The organism is Streptomyces mesophilus, from assembly GCF_040300965.1.
GTDB classification, from domain to species: Bacteria; Actinomycetota; Actinomycetes; order Streptomycetales; family Streptomycetaceae; genus Streptomyces; species Streptomyces mesophilus_A.
On record NZ_JBEPEW010000137.1, the window covers coordinates 1 to 21,981 of the forward strand.

The window sequence follows — 21,981 nt, forward strand, 5'->3', positions numbered from 1 at the left end:
ACCCGGGACGGCGCGACCGCACGCCCGACAGTCGTCGCCGGGCCGCCCGAGAGCGCCTCGGTCGTGGTGCACGAGGTCTTCGGCGCGCTGGTGGCGGTCCTTCCCTACGACGAGTTCGACGCCGTCATCGAGACCTGCAACGCCAGCCGCTACGGGCTCCAGGCCGGGCTGTTCACCCGCGATATGGGACGCATCCTCACCGCCTGGCGGGATCTGGAGACGGGCGCCCTGATCGCCGGCGGCACCTCCAACTACCGCCTGGACCATGTGCCGTTCGGCGGGATGAAGGACTCCGGGTTCGGCCGCGAGACACCCCGCTCGATGATCGACGACTACACGGTTGTGAAGACTCTCGTGCTCCGCGGTCATTCCGTGTGGGGCACCCGGAACGCCACCGCCGAGGAGCCCTCCGTATGAGCGAGAACGCCACGCCCTCCGCCGCCGAACCTGCTGCGGAAGGCACCGTCACCGCCGCCCGCGCCCTCGTCGCCCAACTCGAGTCGTACGGAGTCGAGTACGTCTTCGGCACCTGCGGCCACACCAACATCGCCCTCCTCGACGAACTCGGCCCCAGCTCCGTCGAGTTCGTGATCGCCCGCCACGAACAGGCCGCCGCACACGCCGCCGACGGATACGCCCGCGCCAGCGGCAAGCCCGGCGTGCTCCTGACGCACGTCGGCCCGGGGTTGATGAACGCGGTCACCGGTGTGGCCACCGCCGCGATGGACTCCGTCCCGCTGGTGGTCATCTCCGGCGACGTCCCCTCGTATTACGCGGGCCGCCATCCCCACCAGGAGGTGAACCTGCACGCGGACGCCGATCAGGCCGCGATCTTCGGTCCGTTCAGCAAGCGGACCTGGCACGTGCACCAAGTGGCCGACCTGCACCGCACCGTGGAGCGGGCGTTCTGGACCGCCACGTCCGGGCGGCCCGGCGCAGTGCTGGTCAACGTGCCGATGGACCACTTCAGCCGACGGGTCGCGCCCTACGCGGGCGACCACGCGCTCCCGGCCGTCACCTCCCGCCCGGCCCTGGACACGGCCACCGCGGAGCGCATCGCACGGATGCTCCTGGAGGCCGAACGCCCGCTGATCTACTTCGGCGGCGGCCTGCGCGAACCCCGGGCCCGCCAGGACCTGCTCGCACTCGCCGAACACCTCGACATCCCGCTCGCCCACTCCCTGATGGGCAAGGGCGTGCTGCCCGACCGGCACCCGCTGCTGCTCGGCATGCCGGGCTTCTGGGGCCTGGAGACCACGCATACGCACACCAAGGGCGCCGATGTCGTCCTCGCCCTGGCCACCCGGTTCGCGGAGACCGACGCCAGCTCCTGGGACCCGGCCCACACCTGGAACTTCCCGCCGAGCAGGCTGATCCAGATCGACATCGACCCGGCGGAGATCGGCCGTAACTACCCGGTGGAGATCGGCGCCGTGTCCGACGTCGGCGAAGCCGTACGGGCCATCGGGGCAGCCGTACGCACGGCGCGTCCCGAGCCGCTCACCCGCGCGGGGCTGCGCGAGTCCATCGCCGTCGCCCGCCGCGGCGTCTTCGACACGGCACGCGAGGACGGCCGCAGCGACGCCTTTCCGCTGCGGCCGCAGCGCATCCTCGCCGACCTGCGCGACGCCCTGCCCGATGACGCCGTGCTCGTCACCGACGTCGGCTGGAACAAGAACGGCGTCGCGCAGTGCTACGAACTCCCCGAGACCGGACGGTTCATCACGCCCGGCGGCGCCTCCACCATGGGCTTCGGCCCGGCCGCCGCCGTCGGTGTGCAGCTCGCCGAACCGGACCGCACGGTGGTCGCCCTGATCGGCGACGGCGGGATGAGCGCCCAGCTCCCTGCGATCCCCATGGCCGTCGAGCGCAACCTCCCGGTGCTCTTCGTGGTGATGAACAACCGGGCCCACGGCACCATCGCCGACCTCCAGTCCGCTTCGTTCGGCCGCTCGTACGGCTGTGAGTTCACCGACGCCGAAGGCCGCCCGTACAGCCCGGACTTCGCCGCGCTCGGCCGCTCCTGCGGGGCCGGGGGCTACTCGGTGGCCGAACCCGCCGACCTGGCGAAGGCGCTGGCCGACGCGCTGGAGCGGCGCGTGCCCGCCGTCATCGACGTGCCCATGGTCAACGAGCCGGTGCCGACGCCCGGCCACTGGAACATCAAGGACATCTACCGCGGGTCCTTCGCCGACTGAACCGACCGCACCACCTCAACCTGCCGACCCTGCACACACCGAGGTGATCCCCATGACCCGCAATCCGGCACATCCACGGCTGGTCCTAGCCGCCACCGCCGCGCTCGCCACCGCGCTGGCGGCCTGCAGCGCGCCCGGAGAGTCCGGCAGCGAGAGCAAGTCGACCACCGGACCGATCAAGATCGCAGTCGTCAACGCGCAGAGCGGGCAGCTCAGTTCGCTCGGCGACTGGGAGTACAAGGGCGCCAAGCTCGCCGTCGACGAGTGGAACAAGAAGGGCGGCGTGAACGGTCGCAAGATCGAGCTCAAGCTCTTCGACGACCAGGGCGACCCCACCACCGGCACCAACATCGCCCGCAAGCTGGACAGCCAGGGCTACATCGCCATGATCGGCACGGCCGAGAGTGCCGTGACCATCGCCATGGCCCCGGTCCTGCAGCAGGCGGAGATCCCCAACATCACCTCCGGCCAGTCCGACGGACTCGTCGCCCAGAAGAGCCCGTTCCTCTTCCTCAACGGCCCGACCAGCACCACCTACGACACCACCCTCGCCAAGTACCTGATCGAGGAGAAGCAGTTCAAGAACATCGCGATGATCACGAACAACGGCTCCTTCGGGAAAGGCGAGCACGACGCCTTCCTCAAGGCCGCCAAGGACCTGGGCGTGACCCCCTCCACCGACCAGATCGTCACCACCGACCAGAAGGACTTCAGCTCCGCGCTCACCAAGATCCGCGCCGAGAAGGCCGAGGTGATCTTCATCGGTTCGGAGGAGGTCGAAGCCGGCCTGATCGTCAAGCAGGCCCGCGACCTCGGCATCACCGCTCCCTTCGCGGGCGCCGCCCCGCAGGGCACCCCGGTGTTCATGGACACCGCCGGCAAGGCCGCCGTCGAGGGAACCATCGTCAGCTCCCCGTATCTGAGCAATGACGTCAGCCCCGCCGCCGAGAAGTTCGCCGACGCCTACAAGGCCGCGTACAAGGAAGAAGCCGAGATGCACGGCGCCAAGGCGTACGACGGCGCGAACATCCTGCTCACCGCCCTCGACACCAGCAAGGGCGCCACCGGCAAGGAGCTCGCCGACGCCATCCGGGCCACCCGGTACGCCGGACTCCTCGGCGACTTCGCGTATGACGAGACGGGCGTCGGCATCACGCAGACCGCCATCGGCGTGATCCGCGACGGCAAGCTCGTCGCCGAGCAGTAGGCGACGGGGACACCGGCATGCAGGAGACGTTGCAGACACTCGTCGGAGGTCTGAGCCTCGGGGCGGTCTACGCCCTGGTCGCCATGGGCTTCTCCCTCGTGTACCGCACCATGGGCCTGGTCAACTTCGCGCACGCCGACATCGCCATGATCGGCGCGTACGCGGCCTCCACCTTCTACCTCACGTCCAAGATGCCGTTCGTCCTCGCGATGGTGGTGGCGATCGTCGTCACCGGTGCCATCGGTCTGGTCATCGAGCGGGTGCTGCGCCCGCTCGAGAACAAGGACTTCGACCTCATGCTGATCGGCACGATCGGCTTCGGCATCGTCCTGCAGGCCGTCGCCATCCTCATCTGGGGCACCACGGGACGGGCCGTCCCCTCGCCCGTCCGGTCCGCGCCGCTCGACGTGTTCGGGGTGCGGGTGCGCACGTACGACCTGCTCGTCATGGCGGTCGCGGCGTTCGCCGTGATCGGGCTCGCCTGGTTCCTGGCCCGCACCAAGCGCGGCGCCGCCATGCAGGCGGTCGCCATGGACCACGAGGCGGCCACCGCCGTCGGCATCAACGTCGGCCGCAGCAACGCCCTCGCCTTCTCCATCGGCGCGGGACTCGCCGCCCTCGCCGGCGGTCTGGTCGGTCCGATGCTGTATGTCGACGCCTCACTGGGCGGCGCCCTCGGCATCAAGGGATTCGCCGCCGCGATGCTCGGCGGCTTCGGCTCCATCCCCGGAGCCGTGGTCGGCGGCCTCGCGATCGGCGTCCTCGACTCGTACGCCGCCGGGCACTTCCAGGGCTACTCGGTGCTCGTGACCTTCCTGGTCTTCACGGCCGCCATCATGATCCGCCCGATGGGCGTCTTCGGGGAAAGGACGGTGAGCCGCGCATGAAGCTGCGCATCGGCGGACTCGCGGCCATGATCGTGGCGGCCTGGCTGCTGCCGTACGGCCTGGGAAGCTACGCCATCCACGTCGTGAACATCGCCCTGATCTACGCGCTGCTCGCGATCGGCATGGGCCTGGCCATGGGGATCTCCGGCCAGATCAACCTGGCCCAGGTGGCGTTCTTCGGCGTCGGCGCCTACGTGGTCGCCATCCTCACCACCCACAACGGCTACGGCTTCTGGGCGGCCTCCGCCCTCGCGCTCCTGGCAACCGTCGCAACTGGGCTGTTCGTCGGGGTGCCCGCGTTGCGCATGCAGTCCCACTATCTCGGCATCGTCACGCTCGGCCTGGCGCTCGGCTTCCTCAACTGGATCACGAACGCCACGATCACCGGCGGCGCCGACGGGATCTCCGGCATCCCCCTGCCCACACTGCCCGGTATCGACCTGTCCAGCGAATACCTCTACTACTACGTCGAGTTGGTCGTCTGCGTCCTCGGCCTCGCCTTCGGTCTCTTCGTGGTCCGCACCGCGCTCGGACGCCGGCTGCGCGCGATGCGCGACGACTCGCTCGCCGCGAGCGCGATGGGCGCCCAGATCCCGCTCCTGCGCATGACCGCCTTCGTCCTCGCCTCCCTGTACGGCGGCATGGCGGGCATCCTCTACGCGGGCCTGATCCGGTACGTCGCGCCCGAGACCTTCTCCATCGCCAACATGTTCATCCTGCTCGCCATGGTCATCATCGGCGGCCGCCGTTCCCTGGTGGGCTGCGTCATCGGCGCGATCGGCCTGACCTTGATCCGCGAGTGGCTCTCCGACTTCTCCACCTACGCCCAACTCGGTTACGGCGTCGTCGTCGTGCTGATGGTGGTCTTCGCACCGACCGGTCTCGCGGGGGTCCCGGGCCTGGTGCGGGACGCTGTCCGCCGAAGGAGCCGTACGTCCGGTGGGCCCCGGGCCGAACTGCGCGCCTTCCAGCCGTACGAGGTGAGCCCGCCGCCCGACGATCAGGCCGCCGGACCCCTGCTCGACATCCGCGGCGTCACCAAGGACTTCCGGGGCCTGCGCGCCCTCGACGACGTCTCCCTCGCCGTGCTGCCCGGTGAGATCCGCGGCATCGTCGGCCCCAACGGCTCGGGAAAGACCACCCTGTTCAACGTGGTCAGCGGCTTCTACCGGGCCACATCGGGGCAGGTCCGGCTCTCCGGGCGGGACACCACGGCCACCCGGCCGTACACACTCTCGCTGCTGGGTGTCGCCCGCACGTTCCAGAATCTGCGGCTCTTCTCGCACCTCACCGTCCGCGAGAACATCCTCGTCGCGCTCGACCGCACCCGGACCCACACCATCTGGCGCTACGTCCTGTGGCCTCCCGGCGTCCTGCGCCAGGAAAGCCGTCTGCGCACCCAGGCCCAGGAACTCCTCGACCGCTTCGGCCTCGCCGACTTCGCGGACACTCCGCCCGGTTCGCTTCCGTACGGCATCCAGCGCCGCATCGAGATCGCCCGCGCCATGGCCGCGCGGCCCCGCCTGCTGCTGCTCGACGAACCGGCCGCCGGACTCAACGGCGAGGAGGTCGGGCAGCTCGCCCACATGGTGCGCTCCATCCGCGACAGCGGCACCACCGTGGTCCTCATCGAACACAACATGGGTCTGGTGATGTCGCTCTGCGAGCAGGTGACCGTGTTCGCCGGCGGCCGGATCATCGCCGAAGGGACGCCGGCCGAGGTGGTCGCGAGCCCTGCGGTGATCGAGGCGTACCTCGGCGACTCGGAGATGGCGCAGGACGCCCGCGAAGCCGCACCCCCGCTCACGGCTCCGGTGCCGGAGCAGCCGTCGCCGTCGCCGTCCGACTCCGAGGAGGCCGCCCGATGAAGATCCACTCGCTGCTGCCCGGCAGGCGCGCCACCGCGCCCGCACACGCGGCAACTCTTACCGTCGACGACCTGTCCGTGCACTACGGCGGGGTCTGTGCGGTCCGCTCCATCGGCTTCAGCATCGCGCCCGGCGAGTCGGTCGGCATCATCGGCGCCAATGGAGCGGGCAAGACCTCCACGCTCAAGGCCCTGATGGGATTGGTGCCGCGCAGCGGCGGCCGGATCACCCTGGGCGAGCGGGACTTGGGGAAGGTCCCGGCCCGCGACATGGTGCGGCACGGCATCGGCTACGTCCCCGAGGGCCGCCATGTCTTTCCCGGACTCCCGGTCGAGAAGAACCTTCTTCTCGGCGCGTACGCACGGCGCTGGGACGACGAGACCCGCGCCACCCTCGCGGAGGTGCACGAACTGTTCCCCGTACTCGGCGAGATGGGCACCCGCCTGGCCGGGGCCCTGTCCGGCGGGCAGCAGCAGATGCTCGCCATCGGCCGCGCCCTGATGGCCAAACCGCGCATCCTGCTCCTGGACGAGCCGTCGATGGGGCTCTCCCCCAAACTCGTCTCCGGCATCCTCGACGTACTCCTTCGACTCCGCGAGGAAGGCCTGAGCCTCCTCCTCGTGGAGCAGAACGCCAAGCTCACCTTCGGCGCCACCAGCCACTGCCTGGTCATGGAGAACGGTGAGGTGGCGATGACCGGTGCGGCGCAGGAACTGAGCAGGGACGAGCGGGTACGCAGGATCTACCTCGGGCTGTGACGACCACGAGCGATGACGCGTGGTGGGGACGTGCGCGACTCACACATCCCGCAGCAACGCGCTCAGGTCGAAGGTGAGCGTCTCCTCGCCCGGCGCGATCACCGCGTACGAGCGGAGCAGGAACCGGCGCAGCGGAGCGGTGTCGATCTGGATGAGCGCCGCACCTTCCGGCACGCTGAACTCGATGATCGTCTGGGCCCGCCCGCACGGCCAGACGTGCACGTCACCTGCGCCCGAAGGGGTGCTCAGGCCTGACTCCAGGAGGTCTCGGGCGAAGGTCCAGGGAACCGGGCGGCCGTCCAGGGACACCTCCGGCGGGAAGATCAGGTGGATCGCGAGGGGATCGGCGCTGTCGTAGCGGAGCAGGACGCGGACGGCCGGCTCCTTCTCGGCGGAGGTGATGAGGCGGGCCCGTACGGACTGTTCGATCGTGAGGGACATCGATCCGGCTCCTTCGGCGGTGGGCTGGGCGCAGCGTGCGGGTTGTCCGCGCCCCATGTCCGGTCGACTCGCGAAGGAGCTCGGGTATTACGCGAGTTGCCGCGCGACCTGCTGTGACCTGCACCACTGTGGTCTGCGCCACATTTTGGACCCGCATCGGGCAATTCGTACATACAGTGACAAGCTCCCGATCCGCAGTGGAGTGTCCTGCCATGACCCCTGGATCCGCCGGCGTCGACGCCGCGGCCTACGCGCGCGTCTTCGAGGAAGAGCAGACCCAACTCGTCGCCTACGCCCGCTCACTGACCGGCAACCCCTGGCTGGCCGAGGACGTGGTCGCGGAGGCCCACTTCAGGGTCTGGCGGCGGCTGTCCGCGGGGCACGAGATCGACAACGTCGCGGCGTACTTGATGCGCACCGTACGCAACCTTGCCACTACCGTCGGTGGCAATCTCGCCCGTGAGACGCCGGTCGAGCCGGGTGCGGGCACGACTGAGTCCGAGCAGGTCTCCGTCACCTTCGCGCCGTCCGCCGCGGATCCGAGTACCCGTATCTCCCAGGTCGACCTGCTGCGTCGGGTGCTCAGCCAGCTGCCTGAGCGGTGGGTCAAGGCCCTGTGGCTGGCCGAGGCCGAAGATCAGTCGCTGGACGCGATCGGGCGCCGCATCGGCGTCGGCCGCGGCGCCACCGCGGTGCTGCTGCACCGGGCCCGCGAAGGGATGCGCCAGGCATTCCTGCGCGCCCATCCCGGCGCTCCGCAGGACCCCGCCTGCGAGATCCACTGGGAGCGAATACCCGCTCTCGTACGAGAAGCGGCGGCGCCCCGGCACGCGAAGCAGCTCCGCACGCACATGGACGGATGCGAGGACTGCCGCGCCCGCTACCTGCTGCTCGCGCGGGCCAACAACCACCTGGCCGCGCTGGTCGGACCGGCGCTCCTGGTGCTGTTCCTCGGCGGAGGGGCCAAGTTCCTCGCGCCCCTGGTCACGGGGGCGGCGGCCGGAGCGTCGAACTCGGGGGCCGGGACCGCGCCGACCGGTTCGTCCACGGCCGCTCCGCACTCCGCGCCTGCTTCGAGCGGAGCGGATCACGTGGTGGCGCACGTCGTCAGCGGCGGGTTCAAGCTTCCCTCGGCTGTTCTCGGAGCCGTCGGTCTCGGCGTGACGGGGGCGGCCGTCGGCGTGGCGCTGCTGGCCGGCGCTGCCGAGCAGCCGCTCCCTGCGCCGCGTACCGCGACGCACCAACCCGCGGCTGTCCAGGCCACTCCCCCCGCCGTTCCTGCGAGCCCGCTCTTGGGGATGGCCGACGAGATCCACGTGCCGCCTCAGACCCCGGAGGAGCGGCACGATGCCGCCCCGCCGCAGGACGCGCCGTTGCAGGCGCCCCAGGATCCGCCTTCGCAGGCGCCTCAGGATCCGCCGGGTCCGGCTGCCGAACCCGGCCTCCCCGAGCCCCCGAAGGACCCGGCGGCAGAAGGGACACCCCCGCAGGCGGAGACCGCCACGAACCCCGCCCCCGCGGCGCAGCCTGACCAGCCCCCGGCGGCAGACACACCGACCGATCCTGCGGTCACCGCGCCCACCGAGCCGGCGGCTCCGGAACCCGATCCGGTGCAGCCCTCCCCCGAACCCGTAACTCCGCAACCCGTCAACCCCGTTCCGGCGGAGCCCGACCCCGGCACGCCCGCACCCTCCGACCCGGTGCAGCCTCCCGTCGACCCAGCGCCCACCGAACCTGTCGACCCGCCGCCCACCGAGCCAGTCGACCCCGCGCCCGTCGACCCGCCACCCACCACCGAGCCAGTCGACCCCGCGCCCGTCGACCCGCCACCCACCACCGAGCCAGTCGACCCCGCGCCCGTCTGCCACGACATCCTTCGTGGCGGCATCACCGTCACCGTCTGCTACACCACCGGTGGATAGGGAAGCGCACCTGCACAGTTATGAAGGCTCCGCGCCCCGCAACGGAACCTCCCTGATCAGCCAGGACACCGCGAACGTCACAGCGCACAGCGCTGCCGTGCCGAGCGCGACACCGTGCAGGCCGTCGACGACGCCGGACCGGAACGCGTCCTGGACCGGAGCGGGCAGGTCGCGCAGGAGCGCGGGGGTGAGTTCACCGCCGGTCAGCCGCTCCCCGTCCGCGCCGAGGTGGTCCGTAACGGTGGCGGCGAGCCGGTTCGTGAAGACGGAGCCGAGGACCGCGACGCCGAGTGAGCCGCCGATGGTGCGCAGCAGGGTCAGCGTGCCGCTGGCCGCGCCCATGTCGCGCGGTTCGGCGCTGTTCATCGTGATCAGCATCGTCGGCTGCATCAGGCAGCCGATGCCCACCCCGAGGACGAACGTGAGCCCGGAGGCCAGGGCCGCGATCGTGTCGGTGCCGAGGGTCAGCAGGGCCAGGGCCCCGGCCGTGGCGAGCGCGCCGCCCGCGATCGGGTAGCCGCGGTAGCGGCCGCCTTCGCCCACACGCCGGCCGATGACGAGCTGCGAGCCGATCATGCCGAGCATCAGCGGAACGAGCAGCAGACCGCTCTGTGTGGACGACATGCCCTGCACGAACTGCATGTACTGCGGCAGATAGCTCGCCGCCGCCAGCATGGCCGCACCCGTGACGAAGCTCAGGATCTGCGCCACCGTGAAGTTGCGGTCGCGGAACAGCCGGGGCGGGATCACCGGTTCAGGGGCGCGTCGTTCCGCGCGTACGAAGGCGGCGAGCGAGGCCGCGGACGCCAGACCGAGACCGATGATCTGGGGCGACGTCCAGGCGTAGGTCGTCCCCGCCCAGGTCGCGAGCAGGGTCAGCGTGAGGATGGCGGCCGTCAGGAGCCCCGCGCCGGCGAGGTCGATCCGTGCCTTCGTGCGTTCGGTGCGCAGCCGCACCCCGAGGCCGATGACGGCGAGCGCCACGGCGCCGACCGGCACATTGACGTAGAACACCCAGCGCCAGTCCCACTGGTCGGTGAGGAAGCCGCCGAGCAGCGGTCCGCCGATGGTCGCGGCGGGCAGCAGCACTCCGATGAGCGCCTGGGCGCGCCCGGCCTCCGCCGGCGCGAGCAGGGTGCCGATGAGGGAGAGAGCTCCCACGAACAGTCCGCCCGCGCCCAGACCCTGCAGCGCCCGGAACGCGATCAACTGGCCCATGTCCTGGGCGAGTCCGCACAGCACTGAGCCGACGAGGAAGAGCGCGATGGCCGTGAGGTAGCTGCCCTTGCGGCCGTACAGATCACCGACCTTGCCCCATATCGGTGTGGAGACCGCCATGGTGAGCAGATAGGCGGTGAGCACCCAGGACAGCTGGTCGAGCCCGCCCAGGTCTCCGACGATGGTGGGCAGGGCGGTGCCGACGATGGTGCCGTCGAGCGTGGCGAGCACGATGCCGAGCAACAGGCCGAGGATGACGAGCCGGGAGGGCGGGGCAGGTGCCTCGTCCGTCGTGCTGGATTGGGGTTGCTTCGCGTCCGTACGTTGCGTCATGGCGTCTCTCCGGTTCCGGTTCGCGGGCCGCTCAGGCGACGTACGAGCGAAGGGACTTGGCGTCGCGCAGGGCGTGGGCCCACCAGGCCAGCTGATCGAGCAGCGCCTTCGCGGCGGTGTCGGCGGCCTGGTCCGTGACGGCGCCGGACTCGTCGAACCGGGTCCAGGCCTCGTGGAAGCTGACCGTGTTGCGGATGGTCGTGGCGTTCAACTCGGCCATGACGACCCGCAGATGCTCCACCGCGCGCAGGCCGCCCGACAGCCCCCCGTACGAGACGAACGCGACCGGCTTGCCGTGCCACTGCTCGTTGTGCCAGTCGATGGCGTTCTTCAGGGGCGCCGTATAGCTGTGGTTGTACTCGGGCGTGACGAACACGAACGCGTCGGCGGCGGCGAGCCGCGGCGACACGAGGTCGAGCGCCTGCTTGGTGCCGGGCGACAGCTGCCCGCCGAAGGCCGGGAGCACGGTCGGCAGCGGGGTCTCCGCGAGGTCGATGACATCGGCCTCCATGTCCTCCCGCTGCTCGAGGTGGCTGCTGAGCCAGTTCGTCACGACCGGCCCGAAACGGCCCTCGCGGGTGGAGCCGGCGATTACGGCGACGCGGAGCGAGGCGGTGGTGGCAGGCATGACGGACCCCCTGGTTGTGTACGACGTATCTGAATGAGTACAACGTACACATCGTTGTGTACGTCGTCCACAACGAGGGATACGCTGTACGCGACATCGTGTGAGGACGAGGAGCTGTGCCATGGCGGCCCGGAAGCAGAACCAGAGCAAGGTCGCGGAGCCCGTGGAGCCCTCTCTCTGGGAGCGCATGGAGCGGCCCGCGCCGGCGCCCCGAGCCTCACTGAGCCTGGAGCGGATCGCGGCTGCGGCCGTCGAGATCGCCGACGAGGAGGGCGCCGCCGCCGTCACCATGCGCCGTCTCGCCACGAAACTCGGCGTCGCCCCCATGGCGGCCTACCGTCATGTGGCGGGCAAGGACGACCTCTGGGCGCTCATGATCGACCGGGTCTCCCGGCAGCTGGCGGCGCCGGACGAGTCCGCGGGGTGGCGGGAGGTGCTGCGCTCCTTCGCCCTGCAGACACGGGAGTTGATGCTGGCGCACCCGTGGATGGGGTCCATTCCGCTGATCTCGCTCACACCGTCGCGGATGGCCGTGGCCGAACAGCAGTTGGCGGCGCTCGCCGCGTGCGACCTGGATGCCGACTCGATGATGGCCGCCTTCCGGACGGTCAACTCCTATGTGCACGGCTCCACTCAGGCCGAGATCATCCTGCGCGAGTACCAGGAGCGGCACGGCTGGTCCGGCGGCGAGGAGACCCGAAAGGCGCTCGCCCCGCAGATGAATTACCTGATGAGCACGGGCCGTTACCCCGCCTACGAGCGTTACGGCCTGGAGGCGGCACGCAAGGACGACCACGATTGGTCGTTCGAGTTCGGCCTCGACTGCGTCCTCGACGGCATCGCGAAGCGCCTCGGCATCTGACCCTCCCTGCACTCGGTGCGGGAGCCCCGCCGCCCGGGCATGCGGCGGCTGTCTGATAGATCTCCCGTCAGTGAAACTCGAGCCGTACCGGGCGACGCACCGAGGAGCATGCCGCATGAGCAACGTGGTGACCATGTACAGCGCCCCTAGAGGGGTGGAGGTCCGCGACCCGGACAAAGTACGGACCACGGTCAGCTTCTCCGACGCGTCAGGACCGGCCCCTTCGGCTGTGTACGTCGAGCGCGAACTCCCGCCCGGCGGCATCCCGGCCTACCGCAAGGCCCGTGCGAGCGGGGCCCGTTCCTTCGCGCTGTGGGCCGATGACCGCCGCACGGCACGGGTGGCCACCGTGACCACTCTGTCGGCCACCGGCGGCGTCGCGCGATTCCAGGTACTCGGCGCCCACGGCGAGTTGCTCGGCACCATCGTGCGCGAGAAGGCGCTCCGCGGCGGGAGGCTGCGTACGCGCTGGATCGTGACGCAGTCCGACGGTGTCGAGGCGGTGGGACTCAAGGGCCGGATCGCGTGGTGGTGGATGTGGTGGCTGCTGCTGCCCTTCATGGTGCTGATCCTGGTGATCAGCGTGATCGACGGCACCCCTGGCAACGAGGGCGGTCTCGCACGCCCCCCACGCCGCATCCGGTGGCGCGCGAACGGCCAGGTCCCGCTGGAGTTCAGATCGGGTGGCGACAAACTCCACCTGCACACCCCAGGCGTGGACTGGCGCCTGGGCGCCGCGCTGATCTCCCTGCTGCGCAGCTTCGGCGCGGGCGCGTGGGACGCGGTGAAGAAATGACGGAGATCAGCGCAGGCTACCGACGAAGGATCATCCTTCTCCGCCGGCTCACGATCCTCGGCGCAACCCTGGCGATTGCCGCACCGCTTTCTTGAGCCCCGGTCAGGCGTAGTGGCGGTAGACGGCCTGGGCGACGCAGGCCGGCTTGTCGCTGCCTTCGACTTCGACCGTGAGCGTCAGCGGCATCTGCACACCGTTGCCCTTGACCTCTTCCACCGTGCCCACGGCTCCGTGCAGGCGGATCTTCGCGCCCACCGGCACCGGGCTGGGGAAACGGACTTTCTCCAGGCCGTAGTTGACGCTCATCGTGACGCCGGTGATGGTCAGGAGTTCCCCGAAGAGCGGGATGATCAGCGAGAGCGTGAGGTAGCCGTGCGCGATCGGACCGCCGAAGGGCCCGGCCTTGGCCTTCTCGGGGTCCGTGTGGATCCACTGGTGGTCGTCGGTGGCATCGGCGAACGTGTTCACCCGGTCCTGGGTGATCTCACGCCACTCGGTGCGCCCGAGGTCGGCTCCGCTGAGGGACAGGAGAGCGTCGAGCCCGTTGGCGGTGGTGGGCATGGTGGTGTCCTTTCGGTGATACGGGAGTCGTCGATACGGGAGTCAGGGACGCTCGCTGTCGCCGGCGGCCGCATAGGCCTCGCGTACAGCGGGCTTGATGATCTTTCCGGTGGCCGTACGGGGCAGCTCGTCGGTCACGACCACGGACTTGGGGATCTTGTACTTGGCGAGCCGGCCGCGCAGATGCCCGAGCACGTCCTCCTCCTCGGCGCGCGCCCCGGGCCTGAGCACGACCACGGCCCGCCCGACCTCGCCCCACACCCGGTCCGGCACCCCGATGACGGCGCATTCGGCGACGGCGGGGTGGGTGAGGAGCGCGTCCTCGACCTCGGCCGGGGAGACGTTCTCGCCGCCGGAGACGTACATGTCCTTGATCCGGTCGACGAGGTACACGAATCCGTCGGCATCGGCCCGTGCGACATCACCTGTGCGCAACCAGCCGCCTTCGGCGAACGCGGCCTCGGTCTCAGCGGGCCGGCCCCAGTAGCCGGTCATGACGTGGGGGCCCTGCACGAGGATTTCCCCGTGCTCCTGCGGGCCGGCCTCGCGGCCGTCGGGCCGGACCACGCGTAGGTCGGTGAAGAAGTGCGGCACGCCGGCCGAACCCGCCTTGGCCGAGGTCTGTTCGCGGTCGAGGAAGAGCACGCCGGGCGATGCCTCGGTCATCCCGTACCCCTGGCTGAAGGCCAGACCGCGATCGAGATACGTGGCGATCGTGCGGGCCGGGACGGGGGCGCCGCCGCAGTTGAGGGTGCGCAGGCTGGACAGGTCCGTGGCCGGCCAGAGCGGATGCGCCGCCATGGCGTCGTACATCGTCGGGACTCCGAACATGTAGGTCACACGCCGGCGTTCGATGAGGTCGAGGACGCGACCGGGTTCGAAGGAGCCGAGGAGTACGACCCGGCCGCCTTTGAGCAGGGTGGGCAGGCAGGTCATGTTGAGTCCGGCGGTGTGGAACAGCGGCGCCACGACGAGGGTCACCTCGTCGGCGGCAAGGTCGGTGTCGACGAGGACGTTGACGCTGTTCCAGGTGAGGTTGGCGTGGGAGAGCACGGCGCCCTTGGGGCGGCCGCTGGTGCCGGAGGTGTACATGATGATGCACGGGTCGTCCGGTGCCACCGGCTCGTCGAGCGGGGCGGGTTCGGCCCCGGCGAGCAGTTCCTCGTAGCCGAGCGCGCCCTTGTCGTCCGGGCCGGCAAGTGCGATCCGGTGCCGCACGCCCGCGGTCTCGGCGGCTATGACCGCCTCGGCCGCTTCGGGGGCTTCGGCCGCTTCGGGAGCATGGACAAGAACAGTGACGCCTGCGTCAGTGAGGTTGTAGGCCAACTCGGGTGTGGCGAGGCGGGTGTTGAGCGGGACGAAGACCGCTCCGAGCACCCCGGCCGCGAACAGCGTCTCCAACACAGTGGGGTGGTTGGGCCCCAGGTAGGCGACGCGGTCGCCGCGCCGGACGCCGAGGCCGCGCAGGGCGTGCGCGAGACGCTGGACGCGTTCGTCGAGTTGGCGGTAGGTCCAGGTGCGGTCCTCGTGCACCACGGCGATCCGGCCGGGGGTCTTGCGGGCCCTGCGCGCCGGCCAGGAGCCGATGCCTTGGTTCAGCACGTACGGCTCCTTCAGTCGGTGGTCGCGGATGCCGACGAGGAGGAGCCGCTCAAGCCGAGCAGGCGGGCGGCGTTGTCCTTGAGGATCTTGGGCCGAACCTCCGGCTTGATGTCGAGCTTCTCGAAGTCGGCGAGCCACCGGTCGGGCGTGATCACGGGATAGTCGGACCCGAACAGGACCTTGTCCTTGAGCAGACTGTTGGCGTAGCGCACGAGCTGGGGCGGGAAGTACTTCGGGGACCAGCCGGACAGGTCGATGTACACGTACGGCTTGTGCGTGGCCACCGCGAGGGCCTCGTCCTGCCAGGGGAAGGACGGATGGGCGAGGATGATCCGCAACTCCGGGAAATCCACGGCGACATCGTCGACCAGCATGGGGTTCGAGTACTTCAGGCGGATGCCGCCGCCACCGGGGACACCCGCACCGATGCCGGTCTGGCCGGTGTGGAAGAGGGCGGGCACGCCGAGTTCCTCGATGGCCTCGTACAGCGGGTAGGCGAGCGGATCGTTCGGCGAGAACGCCTGGATGCTCGGGTGGAACTTGAACCCGCGCACCCCATAGTGCTCGACAAGCCGCCGCGCCTCCCGTACGCCCGCACGGCCCTTGTGCGGGTCGATGGAGGCGAAGGGGATCAGGACGTCGGCGTGGGCGGCGCAGCTCTCGGCTATCTCCTCGTTGGAGATACGCGGGTGCCCGGTGGCGTGTTCGGCGTCGACGGTGAACACCACGGCCGCCATGCGGCGTTCGCGGTAGTGGTCGGCCATCTCGTCAATGGTCGGCTGCCGATGGCCGTGGGCCTTGAAGTACGCCTCGGAGGCGCCGAACAGCTCGGGGCTCAGCGCGCCGTGGCCGTCCTTGGAGACCTCCGCGTGAGTGTGCATGTCGATGGCGGTCAGCCGGTCGAGGTCGAGCGTGAGGTCGGCCATGTCACGCCTGCCGGGGCTGGGGTGCGGGGATGCCGTAGGTCTCGGGGTCGCCGCCCACACCGTCGGCCCATGCGGCCGCGATGGCGTCGGCGTCCCAGCCGCCGTCGGCGAAGGCCACGGCCTTCTCCTTGGGGTGGGCCCACAGCGCGAGGCGGTCGCCGCCGATGCCTATGGCCTGACCGGTGACGTCCTTCGAGGCGTCCGACGCAAGGAAGGTGACAAGGCCGGAGACGTCCTCGACGGTGCCCAGGCCCTCGTCCTTGCGCAGCCAGTCGGGCAGCGGCGCTCCGGTGCGCTCGGCCTCCGCGATGACGGGGGCGAACGCCGGGATGGTCTTGGTCATTTCGGTGGCGGCCACCGGGACCAAGGCGTTGACGGTGATGCCGGCGCGCCCCAGCTCAAGCGCCCAGGTGCGGGCCATGGCGACGATGCCGGCCTTGGCGGCGGCGTAGTTGGTCTGGCCGAAGTTGCCGCGCTGCCCGGCCGGCGAGGAGACGAGGATGAGCCGTCCGCCGGTGCCCTGTTCCCGCATCCGTACGGCGGCCGCTCGCGCACAGGTGAAGGTGCCGCGCAGGTGGACGCGGACGACGGCGTCGAAGTCGTCGTCGGTCATCTTCCACAGCACGCGGTCGCGCAGGATGCCGGCGTTGGTCACCAGCACGTCCAGGCGGCCGAACTCCTCGACCGCCGCCCGGACCAGGCGTTCGGCGGACTCGCTGTCGCCGACGGCGGCGACGACACCGGCCGCCGTTCCGCCCTGCGACCGGATCGCGGCGACGGCCGAGTCGACCGCCGCCTGGTCGATGTCGTTGACGACGACGGCGGCGCCCGCCGCGGCGAGTGCCTGCGCGTAGCCGAGCCCGAGGCCGCGTCCGCTGCCGGTGACGACGGCGACTTTGCCCTGAAGATCCATGCGGGGAACCTCTCGTACGTGGTGCGAGTGGATACGTGGGGAGCGTGGTGGTGGATACGACCTCGGATGCGCCGTGCCACAGGCGTGGGCACGGAGCACGGGCACGGGCACGGACTCAGGCACAAGCGCAAGCACAGGCACGGGCACAGGGCCGCATTGACAGGAATCCTGATGAACGCTCGGCCAGTCTGGGCAATCAACAGGATTCCTGTCAATGGCCTAGGCTGGGGCCACCGCCGCAGAGGCGGCACGAAACGAGAGGAAGCCGGGGGCCGTGAGCACCTCACTGCTGTACCTGATCAAGCGCACCGAACTGGCCGTGCGGGCCCGCCTGGAGGAACTTCTCAAGCCCGCCGGGATCACGGCGCTGCAGTACACCGCCCTCACCGTCCTCGAGCGGCGCGACGGGGTCTCGGCCGCTCAGCTCGCCCGCGACTCCTTCGTCACGGCCCAGACGATGGCCGACATGGTCCGGGCCCTGGAAAGCCGGGAGTTGATCCGCCGCGAGCCCAACCCCGCCAACCGCCGCGAACGCCTCATCCTGCTCGCGGACCCGGGACGGAAGCTGCTCGCCCAGTACGCGGAGCCCGCCCGCGCGCTGGAGGAGCGCATGGTCGCCGAGCTGAGCAGCGAGGAAACGGATCAGCTCCGCGCGTCACTGATCAAGGCATGGCGCGCGCTGGCCTAGCCGGGCGGGCCCCGTCAGGGCCCACCGGGCGGCCGGGAGTGGCTACTTGAGGGCGTACATGCGGATGATCACGGCCTTGTCGCCGTCGGGACGGGCCAGCCCGACGAAGACGGTCTCGGCGAGCCAGCGGTGGGCGACCGCGTCCGTACGGAAGACCGGGGACGTGCGGTAGTAGTGGCCGGCCTCGGTCACCTGGAGGTCCCCGTCGAACTGGTCCGGACAGTCGGCCTTGGGCCGGTAGTAGCCGCGGTTGACGATGTCGATCACCGCGCCGTCCTCCGCCTGCAGCAGGTAGCGCGCCTCCAGTTCGCAGACCTCGCCGCGCGTACTGCTCCAGTCGCCGCCGCCCGGCAGGACCTTGCCGCGCAGCCGGGGGCCGTCGACACTGCCGCCGGTGATCGGGGTGAACTCGGTGACTTCTCCATCGCCGTTGCCGATGTGCAGCGACTCGGAGACCTCGGCACGGATCTCGAAGGCGAAGTCGAGGGCGGGAGTGAAGGTCATGGCGGTTCTCCGCATCTGTGAGAGGAGTCGGCGCATCCCCAGTTCCTCGCGGGCTGTCCGCGAGAGGGTCACGCCTTGCTCTTGACGCGTTAGCTCACCAGATGCAAGCGTGACATGCAACAGCGTTATATGACATTCATTTACGACGCTGCTTCGAGCTTGCGCATCTCCCCCCCCCATGTCGGGCGTTCCCCCTCGCGTTCCCTCACCATCCCTGCCCTCCTCACCATCCCTCTCTTCCCCCCTCCTCTCGGCAAGGAGCATCAGCTATGGCTGCGAAGAAAACGGTGCCGGCGGCGTGCGCCGTCGTGGGACTCATGGTCGCCACGGCGTGCAGCGGTGCACCGAGCGGCACCGACGACACCCCCGGACCCGGGCGCCTGTCCACCACCACGCCGCCCGGCACCTCCGAGGTCGACCGCGTGACCTGGGCCCTGCCCTACGGGGAACCGACCACGCTGGATCCGGCGAAGGTCGGTGACTACTCACCCCAGACGGTCGGCGCGAACCTCTGTGACACCCTGACGCGGATGAACGCCGACTTCTCCCTGAGCCCGGGGCTCGCCGAGAAGGTCGGCTGGTCCGACGACCGCACGCTGGTGATCCACCTCCGCCGCGGCGTGCGGTTCTGGGACGGCTCCCCCATGACCTCCGAGGACGTCGTCCACAGCCTCGAGCGCCAGCGCGACCCCAAGACGCAGGCCCTGTACGGCAATTACCTGGCCGACGTCACCGCGATCGAGGCCGACGGCCCCCAGCGCGTGACGCTGCGCACCAAGGGGTACGACCAGACCCTGCCCAAGGCGCTGGCCACCTCGTTCGGCGCGGTCAGCAAGAAGTCGTACGCCGAGAAGGCCGGTCCCGCCTACGGCTCGCCCAAGGGCGGCCTGATGTGTACGGGCCCGTACAAGCTGGGCTCCTGGAAGTCCGGCAGCTCCATCACTCTGGAGCGCAACGACTCCTACTGGGACACGGCGCTCGAGGCGAAAGTGCAGCGGATCGAGTTCCAGTTCATCACCAACAGCAACACCCTGACCAGCGCGTTGCTTTCCGGTGAGGTGGACGGCACGTACGAACTGCCGCCCAGCAGTGCCACCGCACTCGCCAAGGCCGACAACGGCGCGCTGCACCTCGGCCCGTCGACGCAGAACGTGCTGCTGATCCCGGGGCACGCCGAGTCACCCGCGGCCGACCGCCGGCTGCTCGACGCGCTCTCCCTGGTCGTCGACCGCGAGGCCCTGATCAAGAACGTGTTCGGCGGGGCCGCCACCACCCTCAAGTCCCTTGTCCCGCCCACGACCTGGCGAGGCGATCCGGCCGCCGACGCGTTCGACACCGCCTACGCCGCGCTGCCCGACGTGCCCGAACCGGACGAGGAGAAGGCGAAGAAGCTTCTCGCCCAGGCCGGTGCCCCGTCACGTCCGCTGGTGGCGGCCATACCCGCCGGTGACCAACGGTCGCTCCAGGCGCTGACGTTCATCCAGGCCGCCGCGGAGAAGATCGGCCTCGGCATCGAGATCAAGCAGCTCCAGCCCACCGAGATGTCCTCCCTCTTCTACGACCCGTCCGTACGCAAGGGCCTCGATCTCGTGCTCACCTTCGGCTACGTGGGCATGACCGATCCGGCGTCCTACGTCGCCGAGAGCGTCACACCGCGCGGCATCTTCAACTGGACGGGTTACGAGGATCCCGAGGTCACCCGGCTGCTCGACCAGGCGCGTACCGCCTCCGACCCGGCCGCTTCGGCCGAGGCCTACACGAAGGCCCAGGCCCTGTTCACGCCCACCACTTCGGCGGTGTTCCTGGCCACCACGCACGAGCGGATGTTCATGAACAAGCGCATCAGCGGTGCACCGCCCTCCTTCGCCTACATGAGCATGCCGTGGGCCGCGCACCTCGGCGGCACCGGCAAATGACCCCTCCCTCCTCCCTTCCCTCCCCTTTGGAGACGACGATGACCAAGACCGCGGGCGACAAGCCGCTGTGGGACCGTCCGGCCGCCGAACTGGCCGCCGGGATACGGGAGAAGAGCTTCTCCGCGACCGAGGTCGCGCAGGCGTTCCTCGCACGCGCCGAGGAGACCAACCCCCACGTCAACGCGCTGGTCGACATACGGCCCGACGAAGTGCTCGCCCAGGCCGCCGAAGCCGACGCGGCCGTCGCCGCCGGCGGGGAGCTGCCGCCGCTGCTCGGCGTCCCCGTTTCCATCAAGATCAATACCTCGCAGCGCGGCTTCGCCAGTTCGCACGGCGTGGCGGCCTGGGCCGGTGCCGTCGCCCAGGGCGACGCCGTGTGCGTCGCCGCGCTGCGCGAGGCCGGCGCAACCCTGTTGGGCCGCAGCAACAGCCCCGCCTTCGCCGTACGGTGGTTCACCTCCAACGACCTGCACGGCAAGACGCTCAACCCGTGGCACCCCGGTCACACCCCGGGCGGCTCCTCCGGAGGCGCGGCGGCCGCGCTCGCCGCCGGCATGACCCCGATCGCGCAGGGCAACGACATCGGCGGCTCCGTCCGGTTCCCCGCCTACTGCTGCGGCGCCGTCGGTCTGCGCCCCACCGTGGGCCTGATCTCCGGCGTGGAGCCGCGCGGCGCCGAGGAGTTCGACAGCCCGCTGTCGTTCCAGACCATGGCGGTGCACGGTCCCCTCGGCTGGACCGTCGACGACGTACGGTTCGGCCTGCACGCCATGGTGACGCCGGACCTCGACGACCCCGTCGGACTGCCGGTGCGCCCGCCGCTGGGCACACCCGGACGCGTCAAGGTCGCCCTCGTACGCGACGCGGGTGTGGTCAAGGCCCAGCCCGCCGTGGACGCGGCGCTCGACGACGCTGCCCGCTGGCTCACCGAGGCCGGCCACGAGGTGGAGGAGGTGGAACTCCCCGAACTCGGCGAGGCCGCCCGGCTCTGGTCACTGCTGCTGTACCAAGAGCTCAAGACGATGATGACCGAGATCGAGATGTTCGGCGACGACGCCGTCCGCGACTCCCTGGCCTCCTCCTTCCGGGCCGCCGCGCAGATCTGGGGCGAACAGCCCTCCCTCACCGACTACATCCGGGGCTACGCCCGGCGAGGCACACTGATCGGCCGCCTTCAGCGCTACCTGGGCCAGGACCGCGTCGTGCTGACCCCCGTCGCCGCCGAAGTGCCGTTCGAGCAGGACGCCGACCTCGCGGGCGACTCCCGCATGGCCGAACTCCTCGCCGCGCAATGGCCGATGCAGGCGGTCCCGGTCCTCGGTCTGCCCGCCGTCTCCGTCCCCACCGGCCTGCGCGACGGCCTGCCCTCCGGCGTCCAGCTCATCGGCGGACGCTTCACGGAGGACCTGCTGCTCCACGTGGCATCGGACATCGAGGCGAGGGCACCGCGCAGCCGGCCGTCCTTCGCCTGGGCGCGGGAGAGCTGACCCCCAGCGTTCTCTCCCGTCCGCGCCGGTGTGCCCGGCGGCCGCCAACGGCCGCCGGGCACAGCGCTGTCCGGTGCGGTGCGCGCGCGTCACAGCGCGAAGTGGCCCGGCCCCTCCATACGTTTGAGTGGGCGGGGGGCGTGGGGGGGGGTACAGCGGGGGGGGGGCCCCCCCTCCCCCCCCCCCATGCCCCCCCATGGGGGGGAACCCCCGGGGGGGGGGGCCCCCCGCCCCCCCCCCGGGGGGGCCGCCCCCCCCCCCCCCCC

20 protein-coding genes are annotated in these 21,981 nt (G+C 70.5%); 12 read left to right on the forward strand and 8 right to left on the reverse strand.

What is annotated here, in order from left to right; translation table 11 throughout:
- The 6 genes from ABT367_RS33040 to ABT367_RS33065 all read left to right on the forward strand — a co-directional run.
- Positions 1-417: aldehyde dehydrogenase family protein (locus tag ABT367_RS33040; protein WP_352256959.1), on the forward strand; the 417-nt coding region annotated here is incomplete at its 5' end.
- On the forward strand, positions 414-2,198 hold the full coding sequence (locus tag ABT367_RS33045; RefSeq protein WP_352256960.1) for a thiamine pyrophosphate-binding protein: 1,785 nt from the start codon (positions 414-416) through the stop codon (positions 2,196-2,198). The genes ABT367_RS33040 and ABT367_RS33045, both read left to right, overlap by 4 nt.
- A gap of 52 nt (positions 2,199-2,250) precedes the next feature.
- A complete protein-coding gene (locus ABT367_RS33050; RefSeq protein ID WP_352256961.1) occupies positions 2,251-3,405 on the forward strand; it encodes an ABC transporter substrate-binding protein in 1,155 nt (384 codons plus the stop codon).
- Between the two features lie 17 nt (positions 3,406-3,422).
- Entirely contained in the window at positions 3,423-4,292 is an 870-nt protein-coding gene (locus ABT367_RS33055) for a branched-chain amino acid ABC transporter permease (protein ID WP_352256962.1), read from the forward strand.
- Positions 4,289-6,160 (forward strand): branched-chain amino acid ABC transporter ATP-binding protein/permease, encoded by a 1,872-nt coding sequence (locus tag ABT367_RS33060; RefSeq protein ID WP_352256963.1) that lies wholly within the window; start codon positions 4,289-4,291, stop codon positions 6,158-6,160. The genes ABT367_RS33055 and ABT367_RS33060 overlap by 4 nt, the downstream gene beginning before the upstream one ends.
- Positions 6,157-6,918: an ABC transporter ATP-binding protein gene (locus ABT367_RS33065; protein WP_352256964.1), complete on the forward strand. Its 762-nt coding sequence runs from the start codon at positions 6,157-6,159 to the stop codon at positions 6,916-6,918. Before ABT367_RS33060 ends, ABT367_RS33065 begins: the two co-directional genes overlap by 4 nt.
- A gap of 39 nt (positions 6,919-6,957) precedes the next feature.
- On the opposite strand, the gene ABT367_RS33070 is transcribed toward ABT367_RS33065, so the two are convergent.
- A complete protein-coding gene (locus ABT367_RS33070; RefSeq protein ID WP_352256965.1) occupies positions 6,958-7,359 on the reverse strand; it encodes an SsgA family sporulation/cell division regulator in 402 nt (133 codons plus the stop codon).
- 212 nt (positions 7,360-7,571) lie between these two features.
- Here ABT367_RS33070 and ABT367_RS33075 point away from each other — a divergent pair, with 212 nt between their 5' ends.
- Complete coding sequence (locus ABT367_RS33075) at positions 7,572-9,281, forward strand: sigma factor (RefSeq protein ID WP_352256966.1); 1,710 nt, start codon at positions 7,572-7,574, stop codon at positions 9,279-9,281.
- A gap of 18 nt (positions 9,282-9,299) precedes the next feature.
- Here ABT367_RS33075 and ABT367_RS33080 read toward each other — a convergent pair whose 3' ends face one another.
- Together ABT367_RS33080 and ABT367_RS33085 are read right to left on the reverse strand one after the other, a co-directional pair.
- Complete coding sequence (locus tag ABT367_RS33080; RefSeq protein ID WP_352256967.1) at positions 9,300-10,832, reverse strand: MDR family MFS transporter; 1,533 nt, start codon at positions 10,830-10,832, stop codon at positions 9,300-9,302.
- A 31-nt stretch (positions 10,833-10,863) separates the two neighbouring features.
- Complete coding sequence (locus tag ABT367_RS33085) at positions 10,864-11,460, reverse strand: NADPH-dependent FMN reductase (RefSeq protein WP_352256968.1); 597 nt, start codon at positions 11,458-11,460, stop codon at positions 10,864-10,866.
- 121 nt (positions 11,461-11,581) lie between these two features.
- Between ABT367_RS33085 and ABT367_RS33090 the strand changes: the two genes are divergently transcribed.
- Positions 11,582-12,322, forward strand: a complete 741-nt coding sequence (locus tag ABT367_RS33090; protein WP_352256969.1) for a TetR/AcrR family transcriptional regulator — start codon at positions 11,582-11,584, stop codon at positions 12,320-12,322.
- 115 nt (positions 12,323-12,437) lie between these two features.
- On the forward strand, positions 12,438-13,118 hold the full coding sequence (locus ABT367_RS33095) for a hypothetical protein (RefSeq protein ID WP_352256970.1): 681 nt from the start codon (positions 12,438-12,440) through the stop codon (positions 13,116-13,118).
- A gap of 102 nt (positions 13,119-13,220) precedes the next feature.
- Here ABT367_RS33095 and ABT367_RS33100 read toward each other — a convergent pair whose 3' ends face one another.
- The 4 genes from ABT367_RS33100 to ABT367_RS33115 are packed head-to-tail and all read right to left on the reverse strand — an operon-like array spanning position 13,221 to position 17,120.
- A complete protein-coding gene (locus ABT367_RS33100) occupies positions 13,221-13,679 on the reverse strand; it encodes a MaoC family dehydratase (protein WP_352256971.1) in 459 nt (152 codons plus the stop codon).
- 42 nt (positions 13,680-13,721) lie between these two features.
- Complete coding sequence (locus ABT367_RS33105; protein ID WP_352256972.1) at positions 13,722-15,281, reverse strand: acyl-CoA synthetase; 1,560 nt, start codon at positions 15,279-15,281, stop codon at positions 13,722-13,724.
- Positions 15,282-15,292: 11 nt separating this feature from the next.
- Positions 15,293-16,207, reverse strand: a complete 915-nt coding sequence (locus tag ABT367_RS33110) for an amidohydrolase family protein (RefSeq protein ID WP_352256973.1) — start codon at positions 16,205-16,207, stop codon at positions 15,293-15,295.
- A gap of 1 nt (position 16,208) precedes the next feature.
- Positions 16,209-17,120, reverse strand: a complete 912-nt coding sequence (locus ABT367_RS33115; protein WP_352256974.1) for an SDR family oxidoreductase — start codon at positions 17,118-17,120, stop codon at positions 16,209-16,211.
- A gap of 274 nt (positions 17,121-17,394) precedes the next feature.
- Here ABT367_RS33115 and ABT367_RS33120 point away from each other — a divergent pair, with 274 nt between their 5' ends.
- Positions 17,395-17,808, forward strand: coding sequence for a MarR family winged helix-turn-helix transcriptional regulator (locus tag ABT367_RS33120; RefSeq protein WP_352256975.1), 414 nt, complete (start codon positions 17,395-17,397; stop codon positions 17,806-17,808).
- A gap of 42 nt (positions 17,809-17,850) precedes the next feature.
- On the opposite strand, the gene ABT367_RS33125 is transcribed toward ABT367_RS33120, so the two are convergent.
- A complete protein-coding gene (locus ABT367_RS33125) occupies positions 17,851-18,312 on the reverse strand; it encodes a DUF3237 domain-containing protein (protein WP_352256976.1) in 462 nt (153 codons plus the stop codon).
- A 269-nt stretch (positions 18,313-18,581) separates the two neighbouring features.
- Between ABT367_RS33125 and ABT367_RS33130 the strand changes: the two genes are divergently transcribed.
- Positions 18,582-20,228 (forward strand): ABC transporter substrate-binding protein, encoded by a 1,647-nt coding sequence (locus ABT367_RS33130; protein ID WP_352256977.1) that lies wholly within the window; start codon positions 18,582-18,584, stop codon positions 20,226-20,228.
- Positions 20,229-20,266: 38 nt separating this feature from the next.
- A complete protein-coding gene (locus ABT367_RS33135; RefSeq protein WP_352256978.1) occupies positions 20,267-21,715 on the forward strand; it encodes an amidase in 1,449 nt (482 codons plus the stop codon).
- Positions 21,716-21,981: the final 266 nt, after the last annotated feature.

Excerpts from the sequence above, each read along its gene's own strand:
- ABT367_RS33045 (WP_352256960.1), top strand. The coding sequence starts at position 414 with ATGAGCGAGAACGCCACGCCCTCCGCCGCCGAACCTGCTGCGGAAGGC.
- ABT367_RS33050 (WP_352256961.1), top strand. The coding sequence starts at position 2,251 with ATGACCCGCAATCCGGCACATCCACGGCTGGTCCTAGCCGCCACCGCC.
- ABT367_RS33055 (WP_352256962.1), top strand. The coding sequence starts at position 3,423 with ATGCAGGAGACGTTGCAGACACTCGTCGGAGGTCTGAGCCTCGGGGCG.
- ABT367_RS33060 (WP_352256963.1), top strand. The coding sequence starts at position 4,289 with ATGAAGCTGCGCATCGGCGGACTCGCGGCCATGATCGTGGCGGCCTGG.
- ABT367_RS33065 (WP_352256964.1), top strand. The coding sequence starts at position 6,157 with ATGAAGATCCACTCGCTGCTGCCCGGCAGGCGCGCCACCGCGCCCGCA.
- ABT367_RS33070 (WP_352256965.1), bottom strand. The coding sequence starts at position 7,359 with ATGTCCCTCACGATCGAACAGTCCGTACGGGCCCGCCTCATCACCTCC.
- ABT367_RS33075 (WP_352256966.1), top strand. The coding sequence starts at position 7,572 with ATGACCCCTGGATCCGCCGGCGTCGACGCCGCGGCCTACGCGCGCGTC.
- ABT367_RS33080 (WP_352256967.1), bottom strand. The coding sequence starts at position 10,832 with ATGACGCAACGTACGGACGCGAAGCAACCCCAATCCAGCACGACGGAC.
- ABT367_RS33085 (WP_352256968.1), bottom strand. The coding sequence starts at position 11,460 with ATGCCTGCCACCACCGCCTCGCTCCGCGTCGCCGTAATCGCCGGCTCC.
- ABT367_RS33090 (WP_352256969.1), top strand. The coding sequence starts at position 11,582 with ATGGCGGCCCGGAAGCAGAACCAGAGCAAGGTCGCGGAGCCCGTGGAG.
- ABT367_RS33095 (WP_352256970.1), top strand. The coding sequence starts at position 12,438 with ATGAGCAACGTGGTGACCATGTACAGCGCCCCTAGAGGGGTGGAGGTC.
- ABT367_RS33100 (WP_352256971.1), bottom strand. The coding sequence starts at position 13,679 with ATGCCCACCACCGCCAACGGGCTCGACGCTCTCCTGTCCCTCAGCGGA.
- ABT367_RS33110 (WP_352256973.1), bottom strand. The coding sequence starts at position 16,207 with ATGGCCGACCTCACGCTCGACCTCGACCGGCTGACCGCCATCGACATG.
- ABT367_RS33115 (WP_352256974.1), bottom strand. The coding sequence starts at position 17,120 with ATGGATCTTCAGGGCAAAGTCGCCGTCGTCACCGGCAGCGGACGCGGC.
- ABT367_RS33125 (WP_352256976.1), bottom strand. The coding sequence starts at position 18,312 with ATGACCTTCACTCCCGCCCTCGACTTCGCCTTCGAGATCCGTGCCGAG.
- ABT367_RS33130 (WP_352256977.1), top strand. The coding sequence starts at position 18,582 with ATGGCTGCGAAGAAAACGGTGCCGGCGGCGTGCGCCGTCGTGGGACTC.
- ABT367_RS33135 (WP_352256978.1), top strand. The coding sequence starts at position 20,267 with ATGACCAAGACCGCGGGCGACAAGCCGCTGTGGGACCGTCCGGCCGCC.